Annotated in this window: 25 protein-coding genes and 1 other annotated feature; all 25 genes read left to right on the forward strand. The window is 47.2% G+C overall.

Going from position 1 to position 23755, the window contains the following annotated elements:
* The first annotated feature begins 32 nt into the window (after positions 1-32).
* Positions 33-1352: a UDP-N-acetylmuramate--L-alanine ligase gene (gene murC, locus FS628_RS22805; protein WP_260871151.1), complete on the forward strand. Its 1320-nt coding sequence runs from the start codon at positions 33-35 to the stop codon at positions 1350-1352.
* 115 nt (positions 1353-1467) lie between these two features.
* Positions 1468-2691 carry an SPOR domain-containing protein gene (locus FS628_RS33480; RefSeq protein WP_186327926.1) on the forward strand — a complete coding sequence of 408 codons (1224 nt, stop codon included), beginning with the start codon at positions 1468-1470 and terminating at the stop codon, positions 2689-2691.
* A 145-nt stretch (positions 2692-2836) separates the two neighbouring features.
* Positions 2837-3079 carry a DUF4321 domain-containing protein gene (locus FS628_RS22815; RefSeq protein WP_145325268.1) on the forward strand — a complete coding sequence of 81 codons (243 nt, stop codon included), beginning with the start codon at positions 2837-2839 and terminating at the stop codon, positions 3077-3079.
* A 93-nt stretch (positions 3080-3172) separates the two neighbouring features.
* Positions 3173-3784: a Maf family protein gene (locus FS628_RS22820; protein ID WP_145325269.1), complete on the forward strand. Its 612-nt coding sequence runs from the start codon at positions 3173-3175 to the stop codon at positions 3782-3784.
* Between the two features lie 40 nt (positions 3785-3824).
* Complete coding sequence (gene radC / locus FS628_RS22825) at positions 3825-4514, forward strand: RadC family protein (RefSeq protein WP_145325270.1); 690 nt, start codon at positions 3825-3827, stop codon at positions 4512-4514.
* 183 nt (positions 4515-4697) lie between these two features.
* Positions 4698-5732: a rod shape-determining protein gene (locus FS628_RS22830; RefSeq protein ID WP_145325271.1), complete on the forward strand. Its 1035-nt coding sequence runs from the start codon at positions 4698-4700 to the stop codon at positions 5730-5732.
* A gap of 186 nt (positions 5733-5918) precedes the next feature.
* Positions 5919-6791: a rod shape-determining protein MreC gene (gene mreC, locus FS628_RS22835; protein WP_145325272.1), complete on the forward strand. Its 873-nt coding sequence runs from the start codon at positions 5919-5921 to the stop codon at positions 6789-6791.
* Complete coding sequence (mreD, locus tag FS628_RS22840; RefSeq protein ID WP_145325273.1) at positions 6791-7324, forward strand: rod shape-determining protein MreD; 534 nt, start codon at positions 6791-6793, stop codon at positions 7322-7324. Before mreC ends, mreD begins: the two co-directional genes overlap by 1 nt.
* Before the next feature lie 74 nt (positions 7325-7398).
* Complete coding sequence (gene minC, locus FS628_RS22845) at positions 7399-8061, forward strand: septum site-determining protein MinC (protein ID WP_017692615.1); 663 nt, start codon at positions 7399-7401, stop codon at positions 8059-8061.
* A 3-nt stretch (positions 8062-8064) separates the two neighbouring features.
* A complete protein-coding gene (minD, locus tag FS628_RS22850; protein WP_110001376.1) occupies positions 8065-8859 on the forward strand; it encodes a septum site-determining protein MinD in 795 nt (264 codons plus the stop codon).
* 149 nt (positions 8860-9008) lie between these two features.
* Positions 9009-9857, forward strand: a complete 849-nt coding sequence (locus tag FS628_RS22855; protein ID WP_145325274.1) for a M23 family metallopeptidase — start codon at positions 9009-9011, stop codon at positions 9855-9857.
* Entirely contained in the window at positions 9850-10710 is an 861-nt protein-coding gene (locus FS628_RS22860; RefSeq protein WP_145325275.1) for a M50 family metallopeptidase, read from the forward strand. The genes FS628_RS22855 and FS628_RS22860 overlap by 8 nt, the downstream gene beginning before the upstream one ends.
* Positions 10711-10816: 106 nt before the next feature.
* Positions 10817-12067, forward strand: a complete 1251-nt coding sequence (locus FS628_RS22865) for an Rne/Rng family ribonuclease (protein ID WP_145325276.1) — start codon at positions 10817-10819, stop codon at positions 12065-12067.
* A gap of 56 nt (positions 12068-12123) precedes the next feature.
* Positions 12124-12208: a sequence feature (ribosomal protein L21 leader region), on the forward strand.
* Positions 12209-12222: 14 nt separating this feature from the next.
* On the forward strand, positions 12223-12534 hold the full coding sequence (gene rplU, locus FS628_RS22870; RefSeq protein ID WP_091037543.1) for a 50S ribosomal protein L21: 312 nt from the start codon (positions 12223-12225) through the stop codon (positions 12532-12534).
* Positions 12535-12548: 14 nt separating this feature from the next.
* Entirely contained in the window at positions 12549-12878 is a 330-nt protein-coding gene (locus FS628_RS22875; protein WP_036605912.1) for a ribosomal-processing cysteine protease Prp, read from the forward strand.
* Positions 12879-12901: 23 nt separating this feature from the next.
* On the forward strand, positions 12902-13213 hold the full coding sequence (gene rpmA, locus FS628_RS22880; RefSeq protein ID WP_017692622.1) for a 50S ribosomal protein L27: 312 nt from the start codon (positions 12902-12904) through the stop codon (positions 13211-13213).
* Positions 13214-13362: 149 nt separating this feature from the next.
* On the forward strand, positions 13363-14103 hold the full coding sequence (locus FS628_RS22885; protein ID WP_145325277.1) for a Spo0B domain-containing protein: 741 nt from the start codon (positions 13363-13365) through the stop codon (positions 14101-14103).
* Between the two features lie 17 nt (positions 14104-14120).
* On the forward strand, positions 14121-15431 hold the full coding sequence (gene obgE, locus FS628_RS22890) for a GTPase ObgE (RefSeq protein ID WP_145325278.1): 1311 nt from the start codon (positions 14121-14123) through the stop codon (positions 15429-15431).
* 231 nt (positions 15432-15662) lie between these two features.
* Complete coding sequence (locus tag FS628_RS22895) at positions 15663-16100, forward strand: ACT domain-containing protein (protein ID WP_017692625.1); 438 nt, start codon at positions 15663-15665, stop codon at positions 16098-16100.
* 58 nt (positions 16101-16158) lie between these two features.
* Complete coding sequence (locus FS628_RS22900; RefSeq protein ID WP_145325279.1) at positions 16159-17445, forward strand: homoserine dehydrogenase; 1287 nt, start codon at positions 16159-16161, stop codon at positions 17443-17445.
* A gap of 115 nt (positions 17446-17560) precedes the next feature.
* Complete coding sequence (gene thrC / locus FS628_RS22905; RefSeq protein ID WP_036605915.1) at positions 17561-18631, forward strand: threonine synthase; 1071 nt, start codon at positions 17561-17563, stop codon at positions 18629-18631.
* Positions 18628-19596, forward strand: a complete 969-nt coding sequence (gene thrB, locus FS628_RS22910; RefSeq protein WP_145325280.1) for a homoserine kinase — start codon at positions 18628-18630, stop codon at positions 19594-19596. Before thrC ends, thrB begins: the two co-directional genes overlap by 4 nt.
* The gene (pheA, locus tag FS628_RS22915; protein ID WP_145325281.1) at positions 19593-20465 is read left to right on the forward strand and encodes a prephenate dehydratase; all 873 of its coding nucleotides are present in this window, start codon (positions 19593-19595) and stop codon (positions 20463-20465) included. The genes thrB and pheA overlap by 4 nt, the downstream gene beginning before the upstream one ends.
* A 146-nt stretch (positions 20466-20611) precedes the next feature.
* A complete protein-coding gene (ilvE, locus tag FS628_RS22920) occupies positions 20612-21496 on the forward strand; it encodes a branched-chain-amino-acid transaminase (protein ID WP_105410728.1) in 885 nt (294 codons plus the stop codon).
* Between the two features lie 195 nt (positions 21497-21691).
* Complete coding sequence (locus tag FS628_RS22925; RefSeq protein ID WP_145325282.1) at positions 21692-23308, forward strand: LysM peptidoglycan-binding domain-containing protein; 1617 nt, start codon at positions 21692-21694, stop codon at positions 23306-23308.
* Positions 23309-23755 lie beyond the last annotated feature (447 nt).

A 23755-nucleotide genomic window follows, 5' to 3' on the forward strand; every position in this document is an offset into this window, starting at 1 on the left:
ACGTTCATTTTATAGGGATTGGCGGATATGGCATGAGTGCCATCGCAAGAGTTATGCTGGAAATGGGATATACCGTTACCGGATCGGATGTCGCTTCGCAGGAGTTGACCGAGAAGTTGGCAGCCAAGGGAGCGAAAATATATATCGGACATACGGCAGAGCATGTCACTGGAGCAGACCTGGTTGTCTACTCTACGGCAGCGCCTGCAGATAATGTGGAACGGGTAGCAGCTGCTGAGCTGAACATTCCGATTCTGCATCGTTCCCAGATGCTTGCACGTTTGTTGAACGAACGTAAGGGTGTGGCTGTGGCCGGTGCCCATGGTAAAACAACCACCTCATCCATGATTGCACTTGTTATGGATAAATGTGATACAGACCCGACATATATTATTGGCGGAGAAATCATGAATGTGGGTACCAACGCGAAGGCCGGTCAAGGTGACTGGGTTGTCGCTGAGGCGGACGAGAGTGATGGTTCATTTTTGCAGTACCATCCATGGCTCGGTATTGTAACGAATATTGAGGCAGATCACCTGGAGAATTATAACAGTGATTTTGAGGAACTCAAAAAGGCTTATGTGCAGTTCCTGAGCCAGATTCGTCCGGAAGGAACAGCCATTGTGTGTTCTGACGATGAGAATGTTCAAGCGATTTTGCCAGAACTCAAGTCACGGATCACAACTTATGGTATCGACCGTGCTGCGGATTATACAGCTACGGATATTGTATTGGGCGATCGCCGGATCTCCTTTACGATGAATCACCAGGGTGTTGCTATGGGCACGGTGGAGTTATCGGTTCCAGGTAAACATAACGTTTATAATGCGATGGCTACCGTGATTACCTGTCTGGAAGCAGGTATTCCGTTTGAGAAGATTGTGGCGGCCATCATCCAGTTCCACGGAGCGAAACGCAGATTCCAGGTATTGGGCGAGGCACGTGATATGCTGATCATCGATGATTATGCTCATCACCCTACCGAGATTGAAGCAACCATTAGTGCGGCCAAAGCAACGGGCAAGCGCATTATTGCGGTATTCCAGCCACAGCGTTATACGCGGACGTTCTTCCTGCTGGATGCATTCAGTCGTGCTTTTGCGGAAGCGGATGAAGTGCTTATTACCGATATCTATTCTCCTGCGGGCGAAAAACAGATCGAAGGGGTAACCTCAGCGAGACTGGTTGAACTGATCGTTCAAAACAGTAATGCTTCTGCGCGTTATCTGCCAACGAAAGAGGAAGTTGTAGCTGATTTGCAGCATCGTCTGCAGCCAGGAGATCTTGTGATCACGATGGGCGCAGGTGATATTTGGAAAGTCGGCGATACCCTTGCCAAAGGATTGAAATAAATCAATCAGAAAACGCCTGTCTTCGATAAGAAGCAGGCGTTTTTTGCGTTAAATGGAATGTCTTCTCCCATCTCTGCATATAGCTGATATAAATGGGACAAAGGAGAGGGTACGGGTGAGCAATGCTAGAATGACGTTTCGCTTCGGGGATCATGAGTCGGACAAGCCTGAAAATAAGAGGATTTCCGCGTCCAGTCCATTGGTGACGTTGAGTGAAGAATTACCGCGCAATCATACGCGAACGCCTGAGAAACTGGATACAACCCCGTCTTGGACACCAGAAGATATCCCCGGAGACTGGGGAGAGACGGTGCTGACAAGCTCTACTGTACCTGACCCTGAACAACGGATGAGCCCTGATTCGAACTTGGATGAGGCCCATGATCTTGGGGACAGATCAGGTTACGGTTATCATAATCACATAGCAGATCCGGAGGAAGATCGTCGCGATCTGTCCAATACGCATGATGATCAAGGACACGACTGGCTAGTAGATTCCGAGAACTATTCCTATAAGCGTAATCGCCCTCCAAGGGGCTGGAAAATGATTGGCTCTGTTACCGGGGCACTCGTTACGGGAGCACTATTCGGCATGGTTATTCTTTCATTTTTTAATAAAGAAGGAGCCGCGAAGCCAGGTGATCTTCTGCCCGTTAATCAGGCAGTTTCCTCCGTGACAGGTCAGGAGGGCGTTGCAGGAACAGAGCAGCAGCTTCAGGCAGCTGCGACTGGCACCACGTATTATGCACTTCAATACGGCGTCTTTAGTTCACCCGAACGAGCCGAACAGGCCAAGCTAGAATTGGCTCAAGCAGGTATAGCCGCAGGTACGGATCCTGAAGATGGTAATCGGGTATATGCAGGTATTTCAGCTGATCGTGAAGAGGCCAAGCTACTTAGCACCAGACTTAAAGCTCAGGGAGTCGAACTGTACGTCAAGGAGATCGTGAACCCTGAGATCAATCCGGCCATATTTGGTGGCAAGCAAGAGGATGTACAGCTTTTCTTTACAAACAGTTCTGCACTAATCGAACAACTATCTACCTTGTCCATTCAGCAACTGGGACAATCTACCCCGGTAGCAGTCCCTACAGAAACGATGACCGCAATTCAGAATAAGCACGAGTCATGGTTGACCGGTTTGAATAGTCTTTCACCCGGCCTAACCGCAGAGGTACAACCTATGATTGGCGGAATGGAGAAATCGATGAATCGTGCAATTACGGCTATCGCTGAGTACAACAAAAACCCGGATGATGTGCACATGTGGTCTGTACAGTCCGATCTGATGGAATACGTACTGCAACAGAAAAAATGGCTTGAAGCGATAAAGCAGTAACATGCTCTTTCCCATAACAACGCTTGGAAATACCTGTCCGGCAAGGAACTGGAAATAGTTCCCCTTGCCGGATTTGTGTTTGTATTGATGTACAAAACCCCGTATAATAATGTGGGTGTCAAAAAATGGCGAGGGAAGATTACCGATGAAAAAAAACTTCGGCATGTTATTGCTGTTTCTACTGCTCGGCTGGATGGTCGGAGCGTGGATCGCCAAGGCACTGCAGTCTGTTAAGGCAGTAGCCTTTCTTACAAAAGCCACGACCATACGTTGGTCGCCACAGGCTGATCTGGATATTATCAGTTATGATATTTCACTTCAATTTCAAATGAGCCTTCTGAGTCTGATCGGTATGATTGCCGCTGTGTGGCTGTATCGCAGGCTGTAGGAGAATGACGAGTTATGACGAAAAAAATAAACCAGTGACATCTATTATCGTGATAAGGACAGGATGTTGCCGTAGCATAAGGAGCCGTTCATGATGAATAACACTCAGCAGCGCCCTATTATTCTGGCCTCCACATCGCCTCGGCGCAAAGAACTGATCGCATCACTCCACCTAGCGTTTGATGTAATACCAAGTCATGCCGATGAAGATACGCCACCAGAATGGACACCTGAACAGACGGTACAGGAGCTTGCTTTGCGCAAGGCGCTTGCTGTGTATCGCGGGCTTGAAGGCCGTGAGCAGGAAGCCATTATTGTTGGTAGTGATACCGTTGTTGTCCTGGATAAAGAAATTCTGGGCAAACCCGTAGACGAAGCCGATGCTGAACGTATGTTATCCCGGCTACAGGGCCGCGTACATCGGGTGTTTACCGGTGTCGCTTGTATTGATGCGGGGAATGGTCAGTCTGTAGTTCATTATCGCCAGACCGATGTAACGATGAAAGAACTTTCGGATGCGACGATCCGTGCCTATGTGCAGACTGGAGAGCCTTCGGACAAGGCAGGATCTTATGCCATTCAGGGCATTGGCGCTTCACTGATCGACCGTATTGAAGGATGCTATTTTAATGTGGTTGGCCTTCCCCTATCCTTGCTGAGTGATATGTTGGATGGGTTTGGCGTCCATGTGTTGCCGCGAACATGAATGAAGCCAATAGACGTTTTGAACTGAAAAGAGGGAACATATGGAGTCGCCTCAATACATGATGCGCGACATCCCCCAGGAAGAACGCCCGAGAGAACGCATGATGGAATACGGGGCGGGCGCCTTAAGCCATGCTGAATTGCTGGCGATTTTACTTCGAACAGGCACAAGACAGGAATCCGCGGTGCATATGGCACAGCGGATTCTGGCTGAAGCGGGCGGCATTCGCTCGTTGATGGATCTGAGTCTGGAAGAATTGACTGCAATGAAAGGGATCGGCAATGCCAAGGCTGTGCAATTGAAAGCCGGTATTGAGCTTGGGCATCGAATTGCGAAGAGCAGACTCATACAGTCGACTTCAATTCGTACACCGCGTGATGCAGCCGACATCCTAATGGAACAATTGCGTTACTTGCAGAAAGAGCATTTTGTGTGTCTCTTTTTGAATAGCAAAAATCATATTATTGCCCAGGAAACACTCTCCATGGGCAGCCTTAACGCTTCGATTGTACATCCACGTGAAGTGTTCAGGGCTGCCATCAAATGCAGCAGCGCATCGATTGTGTGCGCACACAACCATCCGAGTGGTGATCCTACGCCTAGTCCGGAGGATATCCAAATAACCAAGAGACTGATTGAAGCAGGTGCTATTGTCGGCATTGACGTGCTTGATCATATTATTATCGGAGATGGAACGTACGTAAGTTTGAAGGAGAAGGGCTTAGTATAATATAATGGTTGGCGTTGATGTTTTCCTATGAATGTTAACGGCGTTGTCCGTAAAAGATAGGTTCACTTTACAAATGCAAAAAAACAAATGCGAATATTAGCTCCACGTGCTGCGTGGGAATGAAATTGTTACGCTCTGGATCAGCATAGAGCGGCTATATGAGGCAGAAAAGGAGATTATGTTATGTTTGGTGGTTTTACGAAAGATTTGGGTATTGACTTGGGGACAGCAAATACGTTGGTTTATGTGCGAGGAAAAGGAATTGTGGTGCGGGAACCTTCGGTTGTCGCTATACGGACAGATACTAAAACCATCGAGGCAGTAGGTGAAGCCGCCAAAAAAATGATTGGACGTACACCAGGTAACATTCGTGCCATTCGTCCGATGAAAGATGGCGTTATTGCCGATTTCGATACAACGGCAACGATGATCAAATATTTCATCCGTGAGGCGCAGAAACAACGCTCCATATTCCAACGTCATCCGAACGTGATGGTATGTGTACCATCCGGGATTACTGCAGTAGAACAACGTGCGGTTGAAGATGCAACAAAGCAGGCTGGAGCACGTGAAGCCTATACGATTGAAGAGCCTTTTGCAGCTGCAATTGGTGCAGATCTGCCTGTATGGGAACCGACGGGTAGTATGGTAGTCGATATTGGTGGCGGTACTACGGAAGTGGCTGTTATTTCTCTTGGCGGTATCGTAACGAGCCGTTCGGTTCGTGTAGCAGGTGACGAGATGGATGAATCCGTGATCCAGTACATCAAACGTCAATACAATCTGATGATCGGTGAGCGTACATCGGAGCAATTGAAGATGGACATTGGATCAGCAATGCCATTGGAGCAAGTAGAAACGATGGAAATTCGTGGACGCGACCTCGTAACAGGTCTGCCGAAGACGATTACGATTACTTCGGACGAGATCAGCGAAGCGCTGGCTGATACAGTGAATGCGATTGTTGAAGCAGTAAAAGTAACACTGGAAAAATGCCCGCCTGAACTTGCTGCCGATATCATGGATCGGGGTATCGTTCTTACAGGTGGTGGGGCATTGCTTCGCAACTTGGACAAGCTTCTGGCTGGTGAGACAGGAATGCCTGTCATTGTGGCTGAGAACCCGCTGGATTGTGTAGCGATCGGAACAGGTAAAGCGCTAGAGAATATTCATTTGTTCAAAAGCAGAAGCAGTTCGGCAGTTCGTTCCAAACGTTAATTGGTATTTGCCTAACTTGGCATTGCGACCAAGTGGCAAGGTATCGTTATAGAGTACCCGGTTAACCCCGGGGATGAGCTATTACCCGCTTAACAGGGGAGGGTCAGCTGATATTCTCGCAGGGACTACAGGTCTGACAGTCTCCCCGCCGGGCATGGCTCGGAAGAGAATAATGGATGTTAGAGGGTGTTCGAACTGTTTAAACTGCTAGGCAACAAAAGACTTTTTGTTTTGCTGGTGGGCCTTGTTACATTTATCGCGTTAATGGGCTTTACGCTCAGTCCGCGAACCACTCTATCCTGGCCGGAGAAATTCCTGAAGGATTCAGTTGGATTTGTACAATACGTATTTTACAAGCCCGCTTCTTATGTAGCGGGCTTTTTCAAAGATGTAGCGAACATGCGTACGGTATATGAAGAGAATGAAGAGCTTCGCATCGCGATGGGGCACTATACCCGGGATCGCCTGAAGTACAATGATATGGAACAGGTGAACGAGCAGCTTCAAAAAGCACTGAATTTCACGGAAGAACAGAAAAATCGGTATAATTATGGTTCACGAATTGCGCAAGTTATCAGTGCCAATTCGGATCCAAACAGCAGAACCATTAACATTGATATCGGTGAGAACGCGGGAATCAAGCCGGGTATGGCTGTTACCTCACAGGAAGGGCTGGTCGGCGTGATCAGTCATGTCAGCTCATATACATCAACGGTTAATCTGTTAACGTCCATGGACGCCAATGATCCAACATCCAATGCCATTGCAGCAACGGCAGTAGGTAAGGAAAAAGTGTTTGGTATGATTGAGAGTTATGATCCGAAGACAGGCATGCTCAAGATGACCAAGATTTCAGAGGATTCTGATATCCAAGAGGATGATGAGATCATCTCTTCCGGAATTATTAACAATTTTCCGAAGTACATGCGGATTGGGAAAGTGGAGAAGGTCGAAGTTGGGGAGTACGGTTTAACAAGGACTGCGATTATCGAACCATATGCTAGCTTCCTTGACTGGAAAGAACTGATTGTCATTATTCCGCCTGAGGTAAAAGAGTAATGGTGACGCGCAAGCAAGTCTTGTTCCTGTTACTATTCGTTTTGTTCATTGCGGAAGGCACGATTCTGCCGCTGCTTATTCCTTCCGGCTGGCACATGCGTATTTCTGCCAATCTGGTTTATATCGCAATTTTGTTTATCGCTGTATATCACCATCGACACACGGCTTTAGTGCTTGGTATATTATTTGGACTATTACATGACGTCGTTTTCTATGGCGAGATGATTGGGCCTTACGGATTTTCAATGGGTTTATCGGCATACATGATGGGACTCATTTTTCAAGCACCGCGTGCACCACTGCCGGTGATGGTGTCGGTTGTCATTTTGGGGAGTCTGCTTAATGACACCATGCTATTCTTCCTGTACAAGCTCTTCCAACTTAACCACGTGACCTTTGACTGGGCGTTGCTTGAATACATGATTCCTAATTTGTTCATTCATTTTGTGTTTGCCTTGATCATTTATGTCCCGCTTCGGAAACAACTGGAACGGATTGGCAAGAGACGGAGCAAGACAGAAGAAGCTTCTTAAATACATTTATGGAGCGCAAAGCAGGAACTTGGGGCCCCGGGCACGAAATGTAATGAGATGGGAGGGACAGGCTTATGACGGTAAAATCGAATCACGTAACGATTAAAGGCATCCGAGACGGCCTGGTTTTCCTGTTGGACGATCAATGTGAATTCGAGGAATTGCTCTATGAGCTCCGCTATAAGCTGGAACACAGCCATCAAAATATTTTGACCGGACCAATTGTTCATGTGGATATCAAGTTGGGTGCCCGCGAAGTGACAGAGGACCAGAAAGAAGCAATCCTCGATATATTGAAGCAAAAAGGGAATCTGCTTATTCGATCCATCGACTCACCTGCACTCCAACCGGAGGTTAAAGGACCGCCGCCGATTGTGACCATGTGTGGTATGGTGCGTTCAGGTCAGGTGCTTCATCATGAAGGAAATCTCCTGTTTCTTGGGGATATCAATCCGGGGGGCACAGTGACGTGTACCGGAGATATATATGTGTTGGGTTCACTCAGAGGTATGGCTCATGCCGGAATTGGCGGGGACGAAGAAGCCATCATTGCCGCTTCGGTATTTGCACCGACGCAGTTGCGGATTGCGGATATCATCAGTCGTCCTCCTGATGAATGGGAGAGCCGAGAGACCGGAATGGAATTTGCTTACTTACAGGACAATCAGATGCAGATAGACAAAATGAGCAATATCGTTCGGTTACGCCGAGATTTTAATGTGTTTAAAGGAGTGTAGCTCATGGGAGAGGCGATCGTGATCACTTCGGGTAAAGGCGGCGTGGGTAAAACAACCACCTCGGCAAACATCGGGACAGCGCTGGCGCTGCTCGGCAAAAAGGTTTGTCTGGTAGATACCGATATCGGCCTTCGTAATTTGGATGTCGTGATGGGACTCGAAAACCGTATTATTTACGATCTGTGCGACGTTGCGGACGGCCGCTGCCGTCTGAATCAGGCTTTGGTCAAAGACAAGCGTTTCGAAGAATTATACATGTTGCCTGCGGCGCAGACGAGAGACAAGAACTCAGTATCGCCAGAACAGGTAAGGGATATTATCCTTGAATTAAAAAAAGATTTTGAATACGTCATTATTGATTGCCCAGCCGGCATAGAGCAGGGCTTCAAAAATGCGGTAGCAGGAGCAGATCAGGCCATCGTGGTCACTACACCGGAAAATGCTGCAGTACGTGATGCGGATCGTGTCATCGGCCTGCTGGAGAGTTCGCACATTCAATCACCGAAGCTGGTGGTGAATCGAATTCGCAATAATATGGTTAAATCGGGTGACATGCTGGATATCGATGGTATTTTACAAGTACTTAATATTGACCTGATTGGCATTGTACCTGATGATGAACTGGTCATCAAAGCGGCCAATTCAGGAGAACCTACGGTCATGAATCCGGATTCACTTGCGGCGATTGCCTATCGCAACATTGCAAGACGCATTTTGGGAGATACGGTTCCATTGATGCAGCTGGAGCAGAAAAAGGGAGCTTTCACTCGTTTCAAAAAGTTCTTCGGAATGGGTTAATTCATTTAAATGGACTTATGCATTATCTGATTACATGACAGCCGTGGCTTATAGCCCGGCTTTTTTTGTTACCTGCCGACAGGCTTGTTCATATTATCAAGCGCCTCTTCATAGGATGTAGTAAACAAGCCTCGGCGGGAGGACATTCCATGAACACGAAACTCAGAATCAAGCAGAGAAGAGAAGAACGCATCCGGCGACTGATGGATGGTGCGACTGTTGAAGTCTTACAGGAGCAAAAAGTAGGTTCGCTATTGGACAAGAATGAGATCATACAACGGAAGCCGTTTGCGTCTGGTGAGGGGACACAAGAAAGAGATCCGGAATGGCTGTGGAAAAAAGAGAATGGTCATTTTGTTCCAGGGAGTCATTCGAGATTCAACTTATTCAAGTCATTTCTAAGACGGACAGTCATCAGCGCTTTGATATTTGGTGGAGTATGGGGGCTGTTTCAATTAGATACATCATGGAGTGCTTCAACTAAAACGGTCATTGCTGATGTACTCCATCGGGATATGGATTTTGCCTCTGCATCTGCTTGGTATGAACGGCATTTTGGAGGCACGCCTTCGTTTCTTCCGGTTCTTGGACATACGACGGATGTTGTCAATGGTTTAGGCATTCGGCAGTTGCTGGATAAACCGATCTCAGGAACAGTGGTTCAGCCATTTGCACTGAGCATGAAAGGAATTGAGATCGTTCCAGATGATGCAGGTGCTGAACTTATACAGGTTGCCAGTTCGGATGCAGGGCGTGTCATGGAGGTTATCGGAGATTCAACAAGCGGGTTCACGGTGGTCATTAAGCATACAGGTAATGTCACGGCAATATACGGTCGGCTGAACGAAAGTGAAGTGAACGTCAATGATTGGGTGGAAGCGGGGAGTCCAGTAGGGAGTCTCAAGGCTACAGGTGGTGAACAACCGGCCACGCTCTATTTTGCAGTCAAAGAGGGTGAGGAGTACGTAGACCCGGCGGAAGTCGTTGCCCTTGATTAGGGTGTGGGGAGTACGTATTACGTTTCATCCGTTTTTTGTAATCATCATGATGGCCTCACTGCTGACTGGACATTTTATTGAGCTTATTACGTTGTTTGCCATCGTATTCATTCATGAATGTGGACATGCTGCGGCTGCGGCCCTTCTGGGCTATCGTGTCTTGTCGATCCAGATGCTCCCATTTGGAGGAGTAGCGGTTATCGAAGATGGAGGTACTATCACGGCCTACCGGGAAATTATCATTGCTCTGGCAGGTCCATTGCAAAACATGCTGATGGTTGGCGTTGTTTTGCTGTTGCAGTATGGCAATCTGGGCGATCCTGTTTTTCTGAGCTATATCATTCAGGGGAACCTGCTCATTGCCCTCTTTAATCTTCTTCCTGTACTTCCTCTGGACGGAGGTAAGATTGTTCAGGCACTTGTCAGTCTGTGGGCACCCTACTATACAACATTAATGTGGACTTACAGAATTAGCATCCTGTGCAGCGCAGGAGTTATTTTGTATGCCATCAGCAGATGGCTAACCGGAGACTATGGCCTGCCGCTAAACATTCTGTTAATCGGCCTTTTTTTGTTCTATTCCAACCTGACCGATTACCGAAATGTTCCCTACCGCTTTATCCGTTTTCTCATGAATCGAGAAGGCGCGTTCGCCAGGCATGCGGCTACTGGCAGTTTGGCGCAGCCAATTATCTCATTTCCGGCGAAACCTTTGGACACTATTTTGCGTCTATTAAAGAGAGAAAGATACCATATGGTATACGTGATGAACAGACAGGGTCGAATTATGGCCGTCTTGCCTGAGCAACGGATTATCGGTTCCTATTTTCAACAAAATGGTGATAAATTGTAGTGTTCTGGTGGACCTGTTCTGAAATGGGTTAATACATGTACAATGAGAATTGCAAAGATACTGAAATGGATGTGGATGAATTGAATTGTCTTCTAGAGGTGAAGCCATGAAACAAATGATTGTACATAATGAACATAACCTCATGCAAATGGCGCTTCTGGAAGAAGGCAAAGCTGTGGAATTCACGGCAGAGCGTACACGCGAGCGTGGACTACTGGGTTCCTTTTTCAAGGGACGAGTGGTGAATGTATTACCGGGTATGCAGGCTGCTTTTGTGGATATCGGTCAGAAAAAGAATGCGTTTCTGTATGTGGACGATGTGTTGCATCCCCATTTGGAGAAGCAGCCCAAGGTGAAGCCTTCCATCTCGGAGTTGCTGCGTCCGGGACAGGAAGTCATTGTTCAGGTTCTGAAGGAACCGGTAGGAGGCAAGGGAGCCCGGGTGACGACTCATTATTCACTGCCGGGCCGCTGGCTTGTCTACATGCCTATTGCTGACTATGTGGCGGTATCCAAGAAAATAGCCCGTGAGGGGGATCGTTCCCGCCTTAAGGCACTTGGAGAACAACTGAGACGGGATGAAGAGGGGCTTATTATCCGGACCGTATCCTCAGAAGAACAGCATGGAGCCATTCAGGCAGACTTGGAAACATTACGTGCGCAGTGGTATGTGATTCGTGAAAAAGCAGACAGTTTGCCTTCGCCAAGCCTTTTGCATCGGGATCATAGCATGGTGCAGCGAATCATCAGAGATGTATATACACCGGGCAGTGACGAAGTCATCACCGATAGTGAAGGACAAGCCCGTGAGGTAAAGGCATTGCTGGAAGAGATTAGTCCGGGGCATCAGCCGAAGGTACAGGTGTATCGGGGAACAGAGTCTATCTTTGCTGCTTATGGTGTACAGGAGCAGTTGAACAAGGATTTTGCCCGCAAAGTGTGGCTGCCCGGAGGCGGATATATTGTCATTGATCATACTGAAGCTCTGACTGTAGTGGATGTGAATACAGGCAAATACACAGGAGCTGGTGGTGACAGTCTGGAAGAGACCGTGACGGAGACCAACATGCAGGCAGCAGTGGAGATTGCCCGTCTGATGCGTCTGCGTGATATCGGTGGCATGATTATTGTGGACTTCATTGATATGGAGGAAGCCTCGAATCGTCATGAAGTGGCGGCAACCTTGGAAGGCGAGCTCAAGAAGGATCGGACCAAAGCCTTCGTGATGGGGTGGACCAAGCTGGGCTTGCTTGAACTGACACGCAAGAAAGTGCGGGAAGAGAGTACGTTGCCCTATGTGGAGCCGTGTTCTTCCTGTCATGGTACGGGGAAAAGATATATTTCACCTTTGCATTGATTTTTGATATATTGCGTGATATAATCTTCAGGTATGTGTTTAGCCTATTGGTCTTGCACATGCTGTAACCGCACTGGCCGGGTATAAGAACAGTTCCGTAAGGACACTGTCACCTGAGAACGGGCGAGTCTGAGACATGAGGAGGTGCAAGGCAAATGTACGCAATTATTGAAACAGGCGGCAAACAGTACAAAGTCCAAGAGGGCGATGTTCTGTTCATCGAGAAATTGACTGCGAACGATGGCGAAAGCGTAACGTTCGACCGTGTCCTGGCTGTATCTAACGATCAAGGTTTGACAGCAGGTACACCATTGATTTCCGGAGCTACTGTAACGGCTAAAGTGGAGAAACATGGCAAAGGACAAAAGGTTATCGTATACAAATACAAACCTAAAAAGAACTACCATGTGAAGCAAGGTCACCGTCAACCGTACACTAAAGTAACTATCGAAAAAATCAAAGCGTAAAGAAGGTGCGATAAGTGATTATCGTTCAAATCTTTCGTGATGAGGACGGGAACATCGAACGCTTTTCCATCGAAGGGCATGCTAATTTTGCCAAGCGGGGAGAAGACATCGTATGTGCCGGGGTATCCGCTGTTACAGTGGGTACGGTGAACTCGATTGAAACATTGACTGGTGTCGAAATGGACGCCAAGATGAAGAATGGCTTTTTAAGTGGTTCTTTACCTTTGTTAGAGAGAGGGGAAACTTGGTCCCAGGTACAATTGTTACTCGAATCCATGGTGGTTATGCTCTCTAATATTGCAGAGTCATACGGGAAGTATATTAAAATACAGCAATTCAAATAAACAAAGAAGGAGGACAACCAATCATGTTGAAATTAAATCTTCAGTTATTCGCATCGAAAAAAGGTGTAGGTTCCACGAAGAACGGACGTGACAGTAATGCTCAACGTCTGGGTGTTAAACGTGCTGATGGTCAAACTGTAACTGGTGGTAGCATTCTCGTTCGCCAACGCGGAACGAAAATTCACCCAGGAACTAACGTTGGCATCGGTAAAGATGACACTTTGTTCGCGAAAATCGACGGCGTTGTAAAATTCGAACGTTGGGGACGCGATCGCAAAAAAGTAAGCATCTACCCTGTTAATGTTGCTCCTGTAGCAGCTGCAGTAGAAGCGTAATATCGGCATTCCGCCTAAGGAGCCTTCGGCATTTTTGCCGGAGGTTTTTTGTATTCACGGTTATTCAATAATGAACTGGCAGAAAAGACATGTTATACTGGGTTACGGTGGGTGTAGACCTACCGAGTTTTGTAGAACGGGGAGAAGCCATGAAATCTTGGAAAAGAGTGCCGTGGATTGCGGCATGTTCACTTCTGATTCCTTTGGTTTTCGTAATGTTGTATCCGGCGATGATAATCTCAAGCGTCGTGTGCGCATTGTGGTCCGTCGCAGTATTGTTCATTTCTGTGAATGCGATGAAGAAACAGGCGGAGGCGGAACGCAGAACCATCATACAATCCATGGAAAAGACAGCAATTGCTTCATTAAATCATCATCGACACGACTGGATGAACGACCTTCAGGTGTTATATGGATATCTTCGGCTGGGCAAACTTGATAAATCCCTGCAATGTGTGGAAAGAATAAAAGAGCGGGTAACGGAAGAAAGCCGAATCTCCAGATTGGGTATTCCTTCCCTCGTATTTTATCTTCAGTCTTTCCGCGCCAGTGGAATAGCGCTGGAATTGCATGTGGAAATAGAAGATGAGCTGCAGCTTAGTGCTCTGGTCTCTCCCGAGGATGGCGAGTCACTTACCGGAGCGATTGCGGATGCAATCAGGGCCTATCAATATGGCGGCGGCCGGTCGTCTTGGGGAGAGGTTCGCAAACTGACCTTAAATTTCGGACAGGATCATGGAGATGTGGTTGTCCGACTGGATGGGGATCAAACACCCGATCCGGAAACACTGCGGCATCTTACTGCCGTACTCAAAGGGAAAAAAGTCAGAACGGAGCAGCTTCCGTCTGAGGATACGTTTATACAATTCAGAATGCCGTGTGGAATATAGGAAGAAGGGGTTAACCAATGTTTGTAGATAAAGCGAAGATTTATGTAAAAGCCGGAGACGGAGGGGACGGAATTATTTCGTTCCGTCGTGAGAAGTATGTACCAAACGGCGGACCTGCCGGGGGCGATGGAGGCAGAGGAGCTGACATCATTTTCCGCGTGGATGAAGGTTTGCGTACATTGATGGATTTCCGTTACCAGCGTCACTTCAAGGCCCCGCGTGGTGAGAAGGGACGTAATAAAAGTCAGCATGGTGCAAACGCTGAGAACATGATCGTGCGCATTCCACCAGGAACTATCATTTTGGATGAAGACAGTGGAGAAGTACTGGCGGATATGACACGTCACGGTCAACAGGTTGTTATTGCTCGTGGTGGTCGGGGCGGACGGGGTAACATCCGATTTGCCACACCGAACAATCCTGCACCTGAACTTGCCGAGAATGGTGAAGAAGGCCAGGAGCGTTACATCGTATTAGAGCTAAAGGTTATGGCAGATGTTGGTCTGGTTGGTTTCCCGAGTGTCGGGAAATCCACATTGCTTTCTGTCGTTTCGTCAGCCAAGCCAAAGATCGGTGCATACCATTTCACAACCATTACACCGAATCTGGGTGTAGTCGGTGTAGGAGAAGGCCGAAGCTTCGTGATGGCCGATTTGCCTGGTCTAATTGAAGGCGCACATGAAGGAATTGGACTAGGACATGAGTTTTTACGTCATGTCGAGCGTACCCGTATTATTATTCATGTGGTGGACATGTCGGGTTCAGAAGGACGCGATCCATTTGAAGACTGGCAGAAAATCAATGATGAACTGAAACTGTACAATCCGCTTCTGGCTGAGAGACCGCAGGTTGTAGCAGCGAACAAAATGGACATGCCAGACTCGGAAGCGAACCTGGAGCAATTTTTGCAGCAAGTTCGTGAGGTGCAGCCGGATATTGAAGTGATGCCTATTTCGTCACTCACTCGTAAAGGGATTCAAGAGCTCTTGTATCGTGCTGCTGATCTGCTGGATCAGATTCCGGATGAGCCAGTTGTTGAAGAGGTAGCAGACGTATCCGAACGTAAAGTGTACAGCTTGGACAAAAAAGAAGACGATGGTTTCAAAATTGTGCGTGAGAATGAAATGTTCATTGTCGAAAGTGCCAAGATTGACCGCATGATGAAACGGATGCAACTGAACTCGCATGAGGCTATACTGAAACTCGCACGTACACTGCGTTATATGGGTGTGGATGCTGAGTTGCGTAAGCGCGGAGCTGTAGAAGGCACCATCGTGCGCATCGGAGACTTTGAATTCGAATTCGTGGAAGGCAGCAGTTACTACTAAGTAGCCGTCTTCCATGGAGACAGATAGATATATGAACGCAGAGAAGTGGGAAGTTGACCCACGACTCTGTGTTTTTTTTTTTGTTTTTTCCTGACATGGGAGAAGGATAAACTTGTATACTGTGAGGAACGTATTTCAAAAAAATAGGCGTGTCATGTATTGCCCTTTTGGCGTAGATCCTATATAATGTCCACTATATGAATACATGAGTCTTTGAGGAGAGGACGTTCTGTGAACGAACGCTATTACTTAGTACGGGAAGATATTTTACCAGAGGCTGTGGTGAAGACCATGCAGGTAAAAGAGCTGCTAGCTTCCGGTGATGTTAAAACAGTGCATGAGGCGGTTGAACAGGTCGGATTAAGCCGGAGTGCCTTTTACAAGTACAAGGATGGAATTCATCTGATCAACCAGCTGGAGCGCGAGAGAATTGTGACGATCTCCATTGATCTGGAGCATCAGTCGGGGATCTTGTCTCGTGTGCTTGGACATGTAGCTGGTTATGGGGCCAATGTACTTACAATTAATCAGAGTATCCCGCTTCAGGGAAGAGCCAATGTTGTCATTTCAGTGGAGACGACACATCTTCACGGCGAAATTGGAGAAATGCTGGATCGGATGCAAGATATGCCTGGAGTGAGACGCACACGTATTGTAGGCCAAGGTTAATTAGGCTTTATCATACAGGACTGACAGACAAGAATAGACATTAGGGGGTAGATCGTTAGTGAAACCGGTAAAAGTCGGATTGTTGGGTCTGGGAACTGTCGGAACGGGAGTCGTTCGCATTGTGGAAGGGAATCAGGAGGATCTGAGCAGTCAGGTTGGATCACCGATTGTCATCGAGAAGATCGCAGTGAAAAATACAGAGAAAGACCGTGTCATTGCTGTAGACCGTGCCAAGCTTACGGAAGATCCTTGGGAAGTCATTCGTCATCCGGATATTGATGTTATCGTTGAAGTCATGGGCGGCATTGATCAGACGAAGGAGTATATTCTTGAAGCGTTGGAGCGTGGGAAACATATCGTAACAGCGAACAAAGATCTCATGGCCCTGCATGGCTCAGAAATTTTGGCGAAGGCGCAGGAAAAACAATGTGACGTGTTCTATGAAGCGAGTGTTGCGGGAGGAATTCCGATCATTCGTACACTGATTGAAGGTTTCTCTTCTGACCGGATTACCCGTATCATGGGGATTGTGAACGGAACAACGAACTTTATTTTGACCAAAATGAGTCAGGAAGGCGCATCCTATGAAGAAGTGCTGGCCGAGGCACAGGCGCTGGGATACGCTGAAGCGGATCCAACCTCGGATGTGGAAGGACTTGACGCAGCCCGCAAAATGGCGATCTTGAGTACGCTCGGTTTCCGCACCAATGTGGAGTTGAAGGATGTAACCGTTAGAGGGATATCCTCTGTAACCCGTGAAGATATCACGTATGCCAGAAGACTTGGCTATGAGATGAAGTTACTTGGTATTGCGGACCGTGTTGGCGATGAGATCACGATTAGCGTTCAGCCGACTATGGTTAGACAGAATCATCCGATTGCTTCAGTCAACGGTGTGTACAACGCAGTTTATGTACACGGTGAAGCTGTAGGCGAGACCATGTTCTACGGTGCGGGTGCGGGAGAACTGCCAACGGCAACTTCTGTTGTAGCTGACATTGTGGCGGTTACCAAAAACCTTAAACTTGGCGTGAACGGTCTCAAAGCGATCGTGCCTTATAAGACGAAGCGACTGCAAAGCGACGAGCAGATCATGTCGAAAAACTTCATTTTGTTGCATGTAGATGATAAAGCCGGTGTATTGGCACAAATTACACAAATTTTTGCAGAGTATGATGTCAGTCTGGCTTCGGTTGTTCAACAGCCGAATGAGCATAACCCGGATGCCGAGATCATTATCGTTACACATAATGCAAGTAAGGCAAGCATGGATAAAGTTTTAAAACATTTCGAATCACTCAGCGTTATTCGCCGCATTAAGAGTGTTTATCGGGTGGAAGGATAATTGTCCGTATTCCATACTGCATCTCAATTATTTAAGTTATAGCGTACAATTTAATTATATCCGGTTCAACAGGTCATCATTTCAGATTATTAAAACATAAAGGAGTTTACCCACAATGAGATATCAAGGACTTTTGCAAACGTACAGAGAGCACCTTCCGGTTAATGAAAATACACCCCTGCTTACGCTTCAGGAAGGAAACACACCTTTGATTCATGCAGAGAATCTGTCTGAGGAACTCGGTTTGAATGTTTACTTCAAATACGAAGGTTTGAACCCTACGGGTTCTTTCAAAGACCGCGGCATGGTTATGGCTGTTGCCAAAGCGATGGAAGAGGGTAGTCGCACAATCATGTGTGCATCCACAGGTAATACGTCAGCAGCTGCAGCGGCCTATGCCGCACGTGGTGGTCTCAATTGTATCGTGCTGATCCCGAATAACAACATTGCACTGGGTAAACTGGCCCAAGCCATGATCTATGGAGCGAAGGTGATTGCGATCAATGGTAACTTTGACCGTGCATTGGAGATTGTGCGTGAGATTACAGCTAAACATCCGATCACGCTTGTGAACTCTGTGAATCCGTTCCGGATTGAAGGGCAGAAGACAGCAGCGTTTGAAGTTATTGAACAACTTGGCGAAGCTCCTGATGTTCTGGCTATTCCGGTCGGGAATGCGGGTAATATCTCGGCGTATTGGAAAGGTTTCAAAGAATATAAAGAGGCAGGCAAATCCAACACGCTGCCACGCATGGTTGGTTTTGAAGCCGAAGGTGCGATGGCTATTGTCAAAGGTGAGCCGATCCTTGAGCCTGAAACGGTAGCAACAGCGATTCGAATCGGTAATCCGGCGAGCTGGAAAACGGCAGTAGCTGCAGCTGAGGAATCGGGTGGACAGATTAACTATGTAACGGATGAACAAATCCTGACAGCTTATCGTACGCTTGCTTCTCGGGAAGGAATTTTTGCTGAACCTGCTTCTGCGGCTTCCCTTGCCGGTGTATACAAACTGAAGAGTGAAGGGTACTTTAAAGGCGGAGAGACTGTGGTTTGCGTACTGACAGGGAATGGCCTGAAAGATCCTAATATTGCAATTAAAACGGTAGCCACGGAGCCACTTGTTGTTGAAGATACGGAAGAAGCAGTAATGGCGGCCATTGCACAACTGGAGCAGCAATCTGTATGAGTTTGCGAGAAAAGGTAACCGTAAAAATACCTGCAAGCACAGCCAATCTCGGTCCGGGGTTTGATACCCTGGGCATGGCATTGTCTTTGTATGCCTGGTTGGAAATGAAACCTGCCGAGCAGACGACCTTTCATCTTCACGGCAATCATTTGACAGGTCTGCCTACGGATAAAACAAATTTGATTTATGAAGTTGCACAGATGGTATTCGACGAAGCGGGGGTGTTCGTACCTGAATTGGAGATTTCCATGTATTCTGATATTCCACTGACACGTGGGCTCGGGAGCAGCGCATCTGCCATCGTTGGTGCGCTGGCAGCAGCGAATGCATTAATTGGTGCTCCTTTATCCGATGCGAAGCTTCTGGATATGGCCACATCCCTTGAGAAGCATCCTGATAATGTGGGAGCATCTCTGTATGGCGGTATTATTACGGCTGCATGGAATGGTCAACAGGTAGATCATATTCGCATTGAACCACACCAGGATTTGCAGGCTTTGGTTATTGTACCTGAATTCCAACTGTCTACTTCCAAAGCAAGGAATGTGATTCCAGAGCAATTTGGCATGTCTGATGTCGTGCATAACATTAGCAGGTCCTCGTTGCTCGTTGCAGCTTTGGCAAGTGGACGACTGGATATGATTCAGAAGGCGATGTCAGATCGAATTCACCAACCATACCGGGCATCATTGGTACCAGGGATGGCTGAAATACTGGAACATGCCGTCGATCATGGAGCTTTGGGAGCTGCGCTGAGCGGAGCTGGACCGACCGTGTTGACTTTGGTCGATCGTCATGACACCCGTAAAGCGGAATTGGAACAATATTTACTGAACACCATGGAGCGGGAGGGCATATCTGCTTCTGCACTGTGGCTGGATCCGGATTTGGACGGTGTAACCGTGCTGCCTGATCAAGACGAACGTCCTTTTTTGGACAGAATCAAAGGGGAAGTTAATGCATGAAACGAATTGCAGTATTACCTGAAGGCTCAGTCTCTCATGAGGCAATTGATTTCCTTTTCAACGGTGAACCGTTAGATTTGCTTCATTCCAAGCTGATTTCGGATGTTTTTCGAGCAACGGATAGCGGGAAGGCACAATACAGTGTTATTCCGATTGAGAATACCATTGAAGGCTCCGTTAGTCTTCATATGGACTGGCTTGTGAATGAAGTGGATATTCCGATGCAAGCAGAGTGGGTATACCCATCCATCCAGAATGTTATTGGACATGGCTCGGAATTTAAGACAGAGAGCGGCGAGTATGACTTTGGTAGAATCACCAAGATTATGTCTCACCCTGTGGCTATTCCGCAGTGTCAGAATTTTATTCGGCTGCATTCGCCTGGGGCAGACCTTGAAGGTGTGAATAGTACGGCTGAAGCTGTTGAAATTGTGAAAAAAAATCCGGGTAAAGGCTGGGTGGCGATCGGTACAAAGCTTGCTGCTCAGAAGCATGGATTGGACATTATGGCTGAACGGGTTACAGATCATGACAACAACTACACCCGTTTTGTGCTCATCGGCCATGAGCCTGTGAACATTCCACGTGAACCGGATCATGTGAAAACCAGCTTGCTGGTGACGTTGCCAGAAGATGCACCCGGTGCGTTGCATCAAGTATTGTCGGCTTTTGCATGGCGGAAGCTGAACTTGACCCGTCTCGAATCTCGTCCAACGAAGAAACGATTGGGCAGTTACTATTTTTACATTGATGTTGTGGAGACGGTCGATTCGGTATTACTTACCGCAGCCATGGCAGAGATTGAAGCATTGAATTGCCAGGTGCGCGTTCTGGGTAGCTATCCTTGTTATACATATCCTTCGAGGTAATCGACCTGATGTGGTTGGGAATGTTAGAAGGTTGTCATAAGTCGGGGTAGATTGAGCGAGTAAAAGCTTGTCATTTGGTGTAAAATGGACGGGTTATAACGTTTCGGAGTTTAGGGAATGGATATTTTATGGAGGTGCAGTCATCCGTGGCAGAGCAATGGATCTATTTGGATGGTCAGTATGTGACCAAGGAGAACGCAACCGTTTCGGTATATGATCATGGATTTTTGTATGGAGACGGAATTTTCGAAGGTATTCGGATCTACAACGGAAACATTTTCAGATGTAAGGCCCATCTGGATCGTTTGTATGATTCAGCGAAATCCATCAGTTTGAATATCCCGCTGTCTATTGATGAGATGCTGGAAGTGATGGCTGAAACGGTGCGACGTAATGATATGCGTAACGGCTATATTCGTCTTATTGTATCGCGTGGCCCAGGTAATCTGGGATTGGACCCATTACGTTGCCCTAAGGCATCGGTAATCATCATCGTGGAGCAATTGGCGATCTATCCGGAAGAAGCGTATCTTACAGGGTTAAAAGCAGTGTCTGTATCCCAACGCCGGAACATTCCGGATGCATTAAATCCAAAAATTAAATCATTGAACTACTTGAATAACATCCTGGTTAAAATTCAATCTAACTATTCAGGTGCCGGTGAAGCGATTATGCTGAATTCCCAAGGGTACGTTACTGAGGGTTCAAGTGATAACATCTTCATCATCAAAAATGGTGTAGTATACACGCCTCCTTGTTATCTCGGAGCACTTGAAGGGATTACACGTCAAGCCATTATCGATCTATGTGGCGAACTTGAGCTTGAATTGAAAGAAATTCCATTCACTCTTCATGATGTGTATATTGCAGATGAAGTCTTTTTCACCGGGACGGCTGCAGAAGTTATCGCTGCATACGAAGTGGATGGAAGAACGATTGGTACGGGTGTAGCAGGTCCGGTAACGCTGAGACTGCTTGAAGCATTCCGTCAGATCGTTGACAAAGATGGCTATAAAGTGTGGGAATCTTAAGTTTGAATTGAATAGTATGGGGAACAGGAATCCTCCTTGTCCGATAAAATTCAGCATACCTGGCGTATGGGGATTTTAGAGACAGGAGGATTTTTTTTGTTTAGTTGATGTCATTAGCCCGGTTTCTGCATAGGATGTAGTAACGGTATGGGCGAATGTACTGCCCAAGTATGACGTCTAGGAGGTTAGTTCCCTGTGAAAATACACATGGTGAAAAAAGGCGACACATTATATCTGCTGTCCCAAAAATACAATGTAGCGCTGGACAAATTAATCGCGGCTAATCCGCAAATCACTAATCCCGACAAGCTGGACATTGGTATGAAGGTCAAAATTCCTGCAGAGCCAGTAACACCGAAGCCAGAAGGCGTGCTGCACAGTCACAAGGTTCAGCAAGGGGATTCGTTATGGAAGTTGTCACAAGCTTGGGGAGTTCCTTTGAAAGATATGATCAATGCCAATCCACAGTTGAAAAATCCGAATGCTCTGCTGGTAGGGGAGACAGTTTATATTCCCGCACAAGGAAACAGCACATCTAATTCGGGTGCCAGCAACATTGCTGCTCATGAAAAGTTGTCGCCTGAAGGGAAGGAATACACGGGAGTAAAAGAGGAACCTGCACCACCGGTACCGGTCGCGCCAACTCCTCCTCCGGTATCAGAGGTTCCAGTTCCGGTGCCTGCTCCACCACCAGCCAATCCGGTAAAGCCAAATGTGAAGCCTGAACTGGAGGTACTGCCGCAGTTACCTGAGCTTCCTGAAGTGAAACCCGAAAAGGAAACGCACAAAAAGGAAGAGGCTAAACCCGAAATTGATGTAAAACCGGTAGCAGAGTCCAAGGAATACACATTGCCCAATCTTTCGCCTGAAATTATGCCTTTGCCAGTAATGCCTAACACCAAGTCTCCGGTTGAGGTTGCACCAGCAACGAAAAAGCCTTGTGGATGTGGTAATAAACTGCATCATGCTCCAGCGGAGTACCCTTATGTTCAAATCCCGGTACCTGCACAAGAGGTGTACGTTGTTCAGCAAGACATGTACACGGCAGGAGCGAGCAACAACGCGCCATTTCCAGGGATTCCAGAAGTGAGTCCTTATAGTGGCAGTGATCTGCCGAACAGTCCGTGGACTGGGGCGGAGCAAAGCCATAACCACAACAACGTTATGCCAAATGTGTCTGCAGACATGCAAAACAATGCATTTCCAATTGCACCAGCTGGTCATGTGAACAGTCCATTCCCAACGTATGCAGCACCTAGCCATATGAATCATCAGCCACCGTTCATATCTCCGTATTCAATGCTTCCGTACCCGCCATGCGGATGTGGTTCACATACACATATGCCTCAGTATACTTATCCTACTCATGGTTATCAGGATCCGGCTTGGAACATGTACGCTCCTTCGTATGGTATGCCACCTGAAATGTCTACATCAACGATGCCGAACCAGCCTATTGAGTATGTTTATCAGAACCCGTATCCTACACAGAATATGGTCCCGCCATCCCCGCTTGGTGCTTTTGGTGATATGTACCCCCCACAGGGCCAAGGCAAGGGTGGTGAAAAAGGGGGGCGTGACGACGCCAACTTAAGTCAGGTAGCAATCGATGAGGCTGGAGCGGATTCGGAGGCGAAGTCCAAGCAAGCCGGGAATAAGCCGGCAGCTGCGAAACGCAGAACAAACAACAAAGCTCCGCTGAAGAACAAATCCAAGGTATCCGTGTCCGGGAAAACATCCAGAGAAGGTGCAACAACTTCCAAACAACGGAATTCAGATAAAAAGCGCCGTAATCCATGGATACAAAACTAATCTAGAGGATTGCAATTGGTAAAGAAGTAGATGTTTGTTATATGAGCGAGAAGCCAGCTTTGTAAGGGAGAGCTGGCTTCTCGCTTACCTAGGTAAACATTGAGTTGCGCATAACGGAGATAAAGTTGTTCAGGACTGATGGAGAGCATTTTGTTCTGAAAGTATTGTAAACCCTTTCAGAAGTGTGTTAGAATATTTGTACCCTATGAACGCACCATTATGATAGGACAAGATAGGGGATATTAGTGACGGTTTTAGATGATGCAAAACTATTAAAGAAAAGAAATGAAAAAAACTGTTGCATTGGATTCAGCCGTATGATATATTATTTAAGTCGCCGCTGAAACACACGGCTGACACGGGAAACACATTGAATGATGAAATAAGTTTGATCTTTGAAAACTGAACAACGAGTGAGTAAACATTCTGCTTGCAGAATGAACGCGA

The organism is Paenibacillus xylanexedens (assembly GCF_007676705.1).
Lineage (GTDB): Bacteria > Bacillota > Bacilli > Paenibacillales > Paenibacillaceae > Paenibacillus > Paenibacillus xylanexedens_C.

Excerpts from the sequence above, each read along its gene's own strand:
- murC (WP_260871151.1), top strand. The coding sequence starts at position 33 with ATGAGTGCCATCGCAAGAGTTATGCTGGAAATGGGATATACCGTTACC.
- FS628_RS22815 (WP_145325268.1), top strand. The coding sequence starts at position 2,837 with ATGAAAAAAAACTTCGGCATGTTATTGCTGTTTCTACTGCTCGGCTGG.
- FS628_RS22820 (WP_145325269.1), top strand. The coding sequence starts at position 3,173 with ATGAATAACACTCAGCAGCGCCCTATTATTCTGGCCTCCACATCGCCT.
- radC (WP_145325270.1), top strand. The coding sequence starts at position 3,825 with ATGGAGTCGCCTCAATACATGATGCGCGACATCCCCCAGGAAGAACGC.
- FS628_RS22830 (WP_145325271.1), top strand. The coding sequence starts at position 4,698 with ATGTTTGGTGGTTTTACGAAAGATTTGGGTATTGACTTGGGGACAGCA.
- mreD (WP_145325273.1), top strand. The coding sequence starts at position 6,791 with ATGGTGACGCGCAAGCAAGTCTTGTTCCTGTTACTATTCGTTTTGTTC.
- minC (WP_017692615.1), top strand. The coding sequence starts at position 7,399 with ATGACGGTAAAATCGAATCACGTAACGATTAAAGGCATCCGAGACGGC.
- minD (WP_110001376.1), top strand. The coding sequence starts at position 8,065 with ATGGGAGAGGCGATCGTGATCACTTCGGGTAAAGGCGGCGTGGGTAAA.
- FS628_RS22855 (WP_145325274.1), top strand. The coding sequence starts at position 9,009 with ATGAACACGAAACTCAGAATCAAGCAGAGAAGAGAAGAACGCATCCGG.
- FS628_RS22865 (WP_145325276.1), top strand. The coding sequence starts at position 10,817 with ATGAAACAAATGATTGTACATAATGAACATAACCTCATGCAAATGGCG.
- rplU (WP_091037543.1), top strand. The coding sequence starts at position 12,223 with ATGTACGCAATTATTGAAACAGGCGGCAAACAGTACAAAGTCCAAGAG.
- rpmA (WP_017692622.1), top strand. The coding sequence starts at position 12,902 with ATGTTGAAATTAAATCTTCAGTTATTCGCATCGAAAAAAGGTGTAGGT.
- FS628_RS22885 (WP_145325277.1), top strand. The coding sequence starts at position 13,363 with ATGAAATCTTGGAAAAGAGTGCCGTGGATTGCGGCATGTTCACTTCTG.
- obgE (WP_145325278.1), top strand. The coding sequence starts at position 14,121 with ATGTTTGTAGATAAAGCGAAGATTTATGTAAAAGCCGGAGACGGAGGG.
- thrC (WP_036605915.1), top strand. The coding sequence starts at position 17,561 with ATGAGATATCAAGGACTTTTGCAAACGTACAGAGAGCACCTTCCGGTT.
- thrB (WP_145325280.1), top strand. The coding sequence starts at position 18,628 with ATGAGTTTGCGAGAAAAGGTAACCGTAAAAATACCTGCAAGCACAGCC.
- pheA (WP_145325281.1), top strand. The coding sequence starts at position 19,593 with ATGAAACGAATTGCAGTATTACCTGAAGGCTCAGTCTCTCATGAGGCA.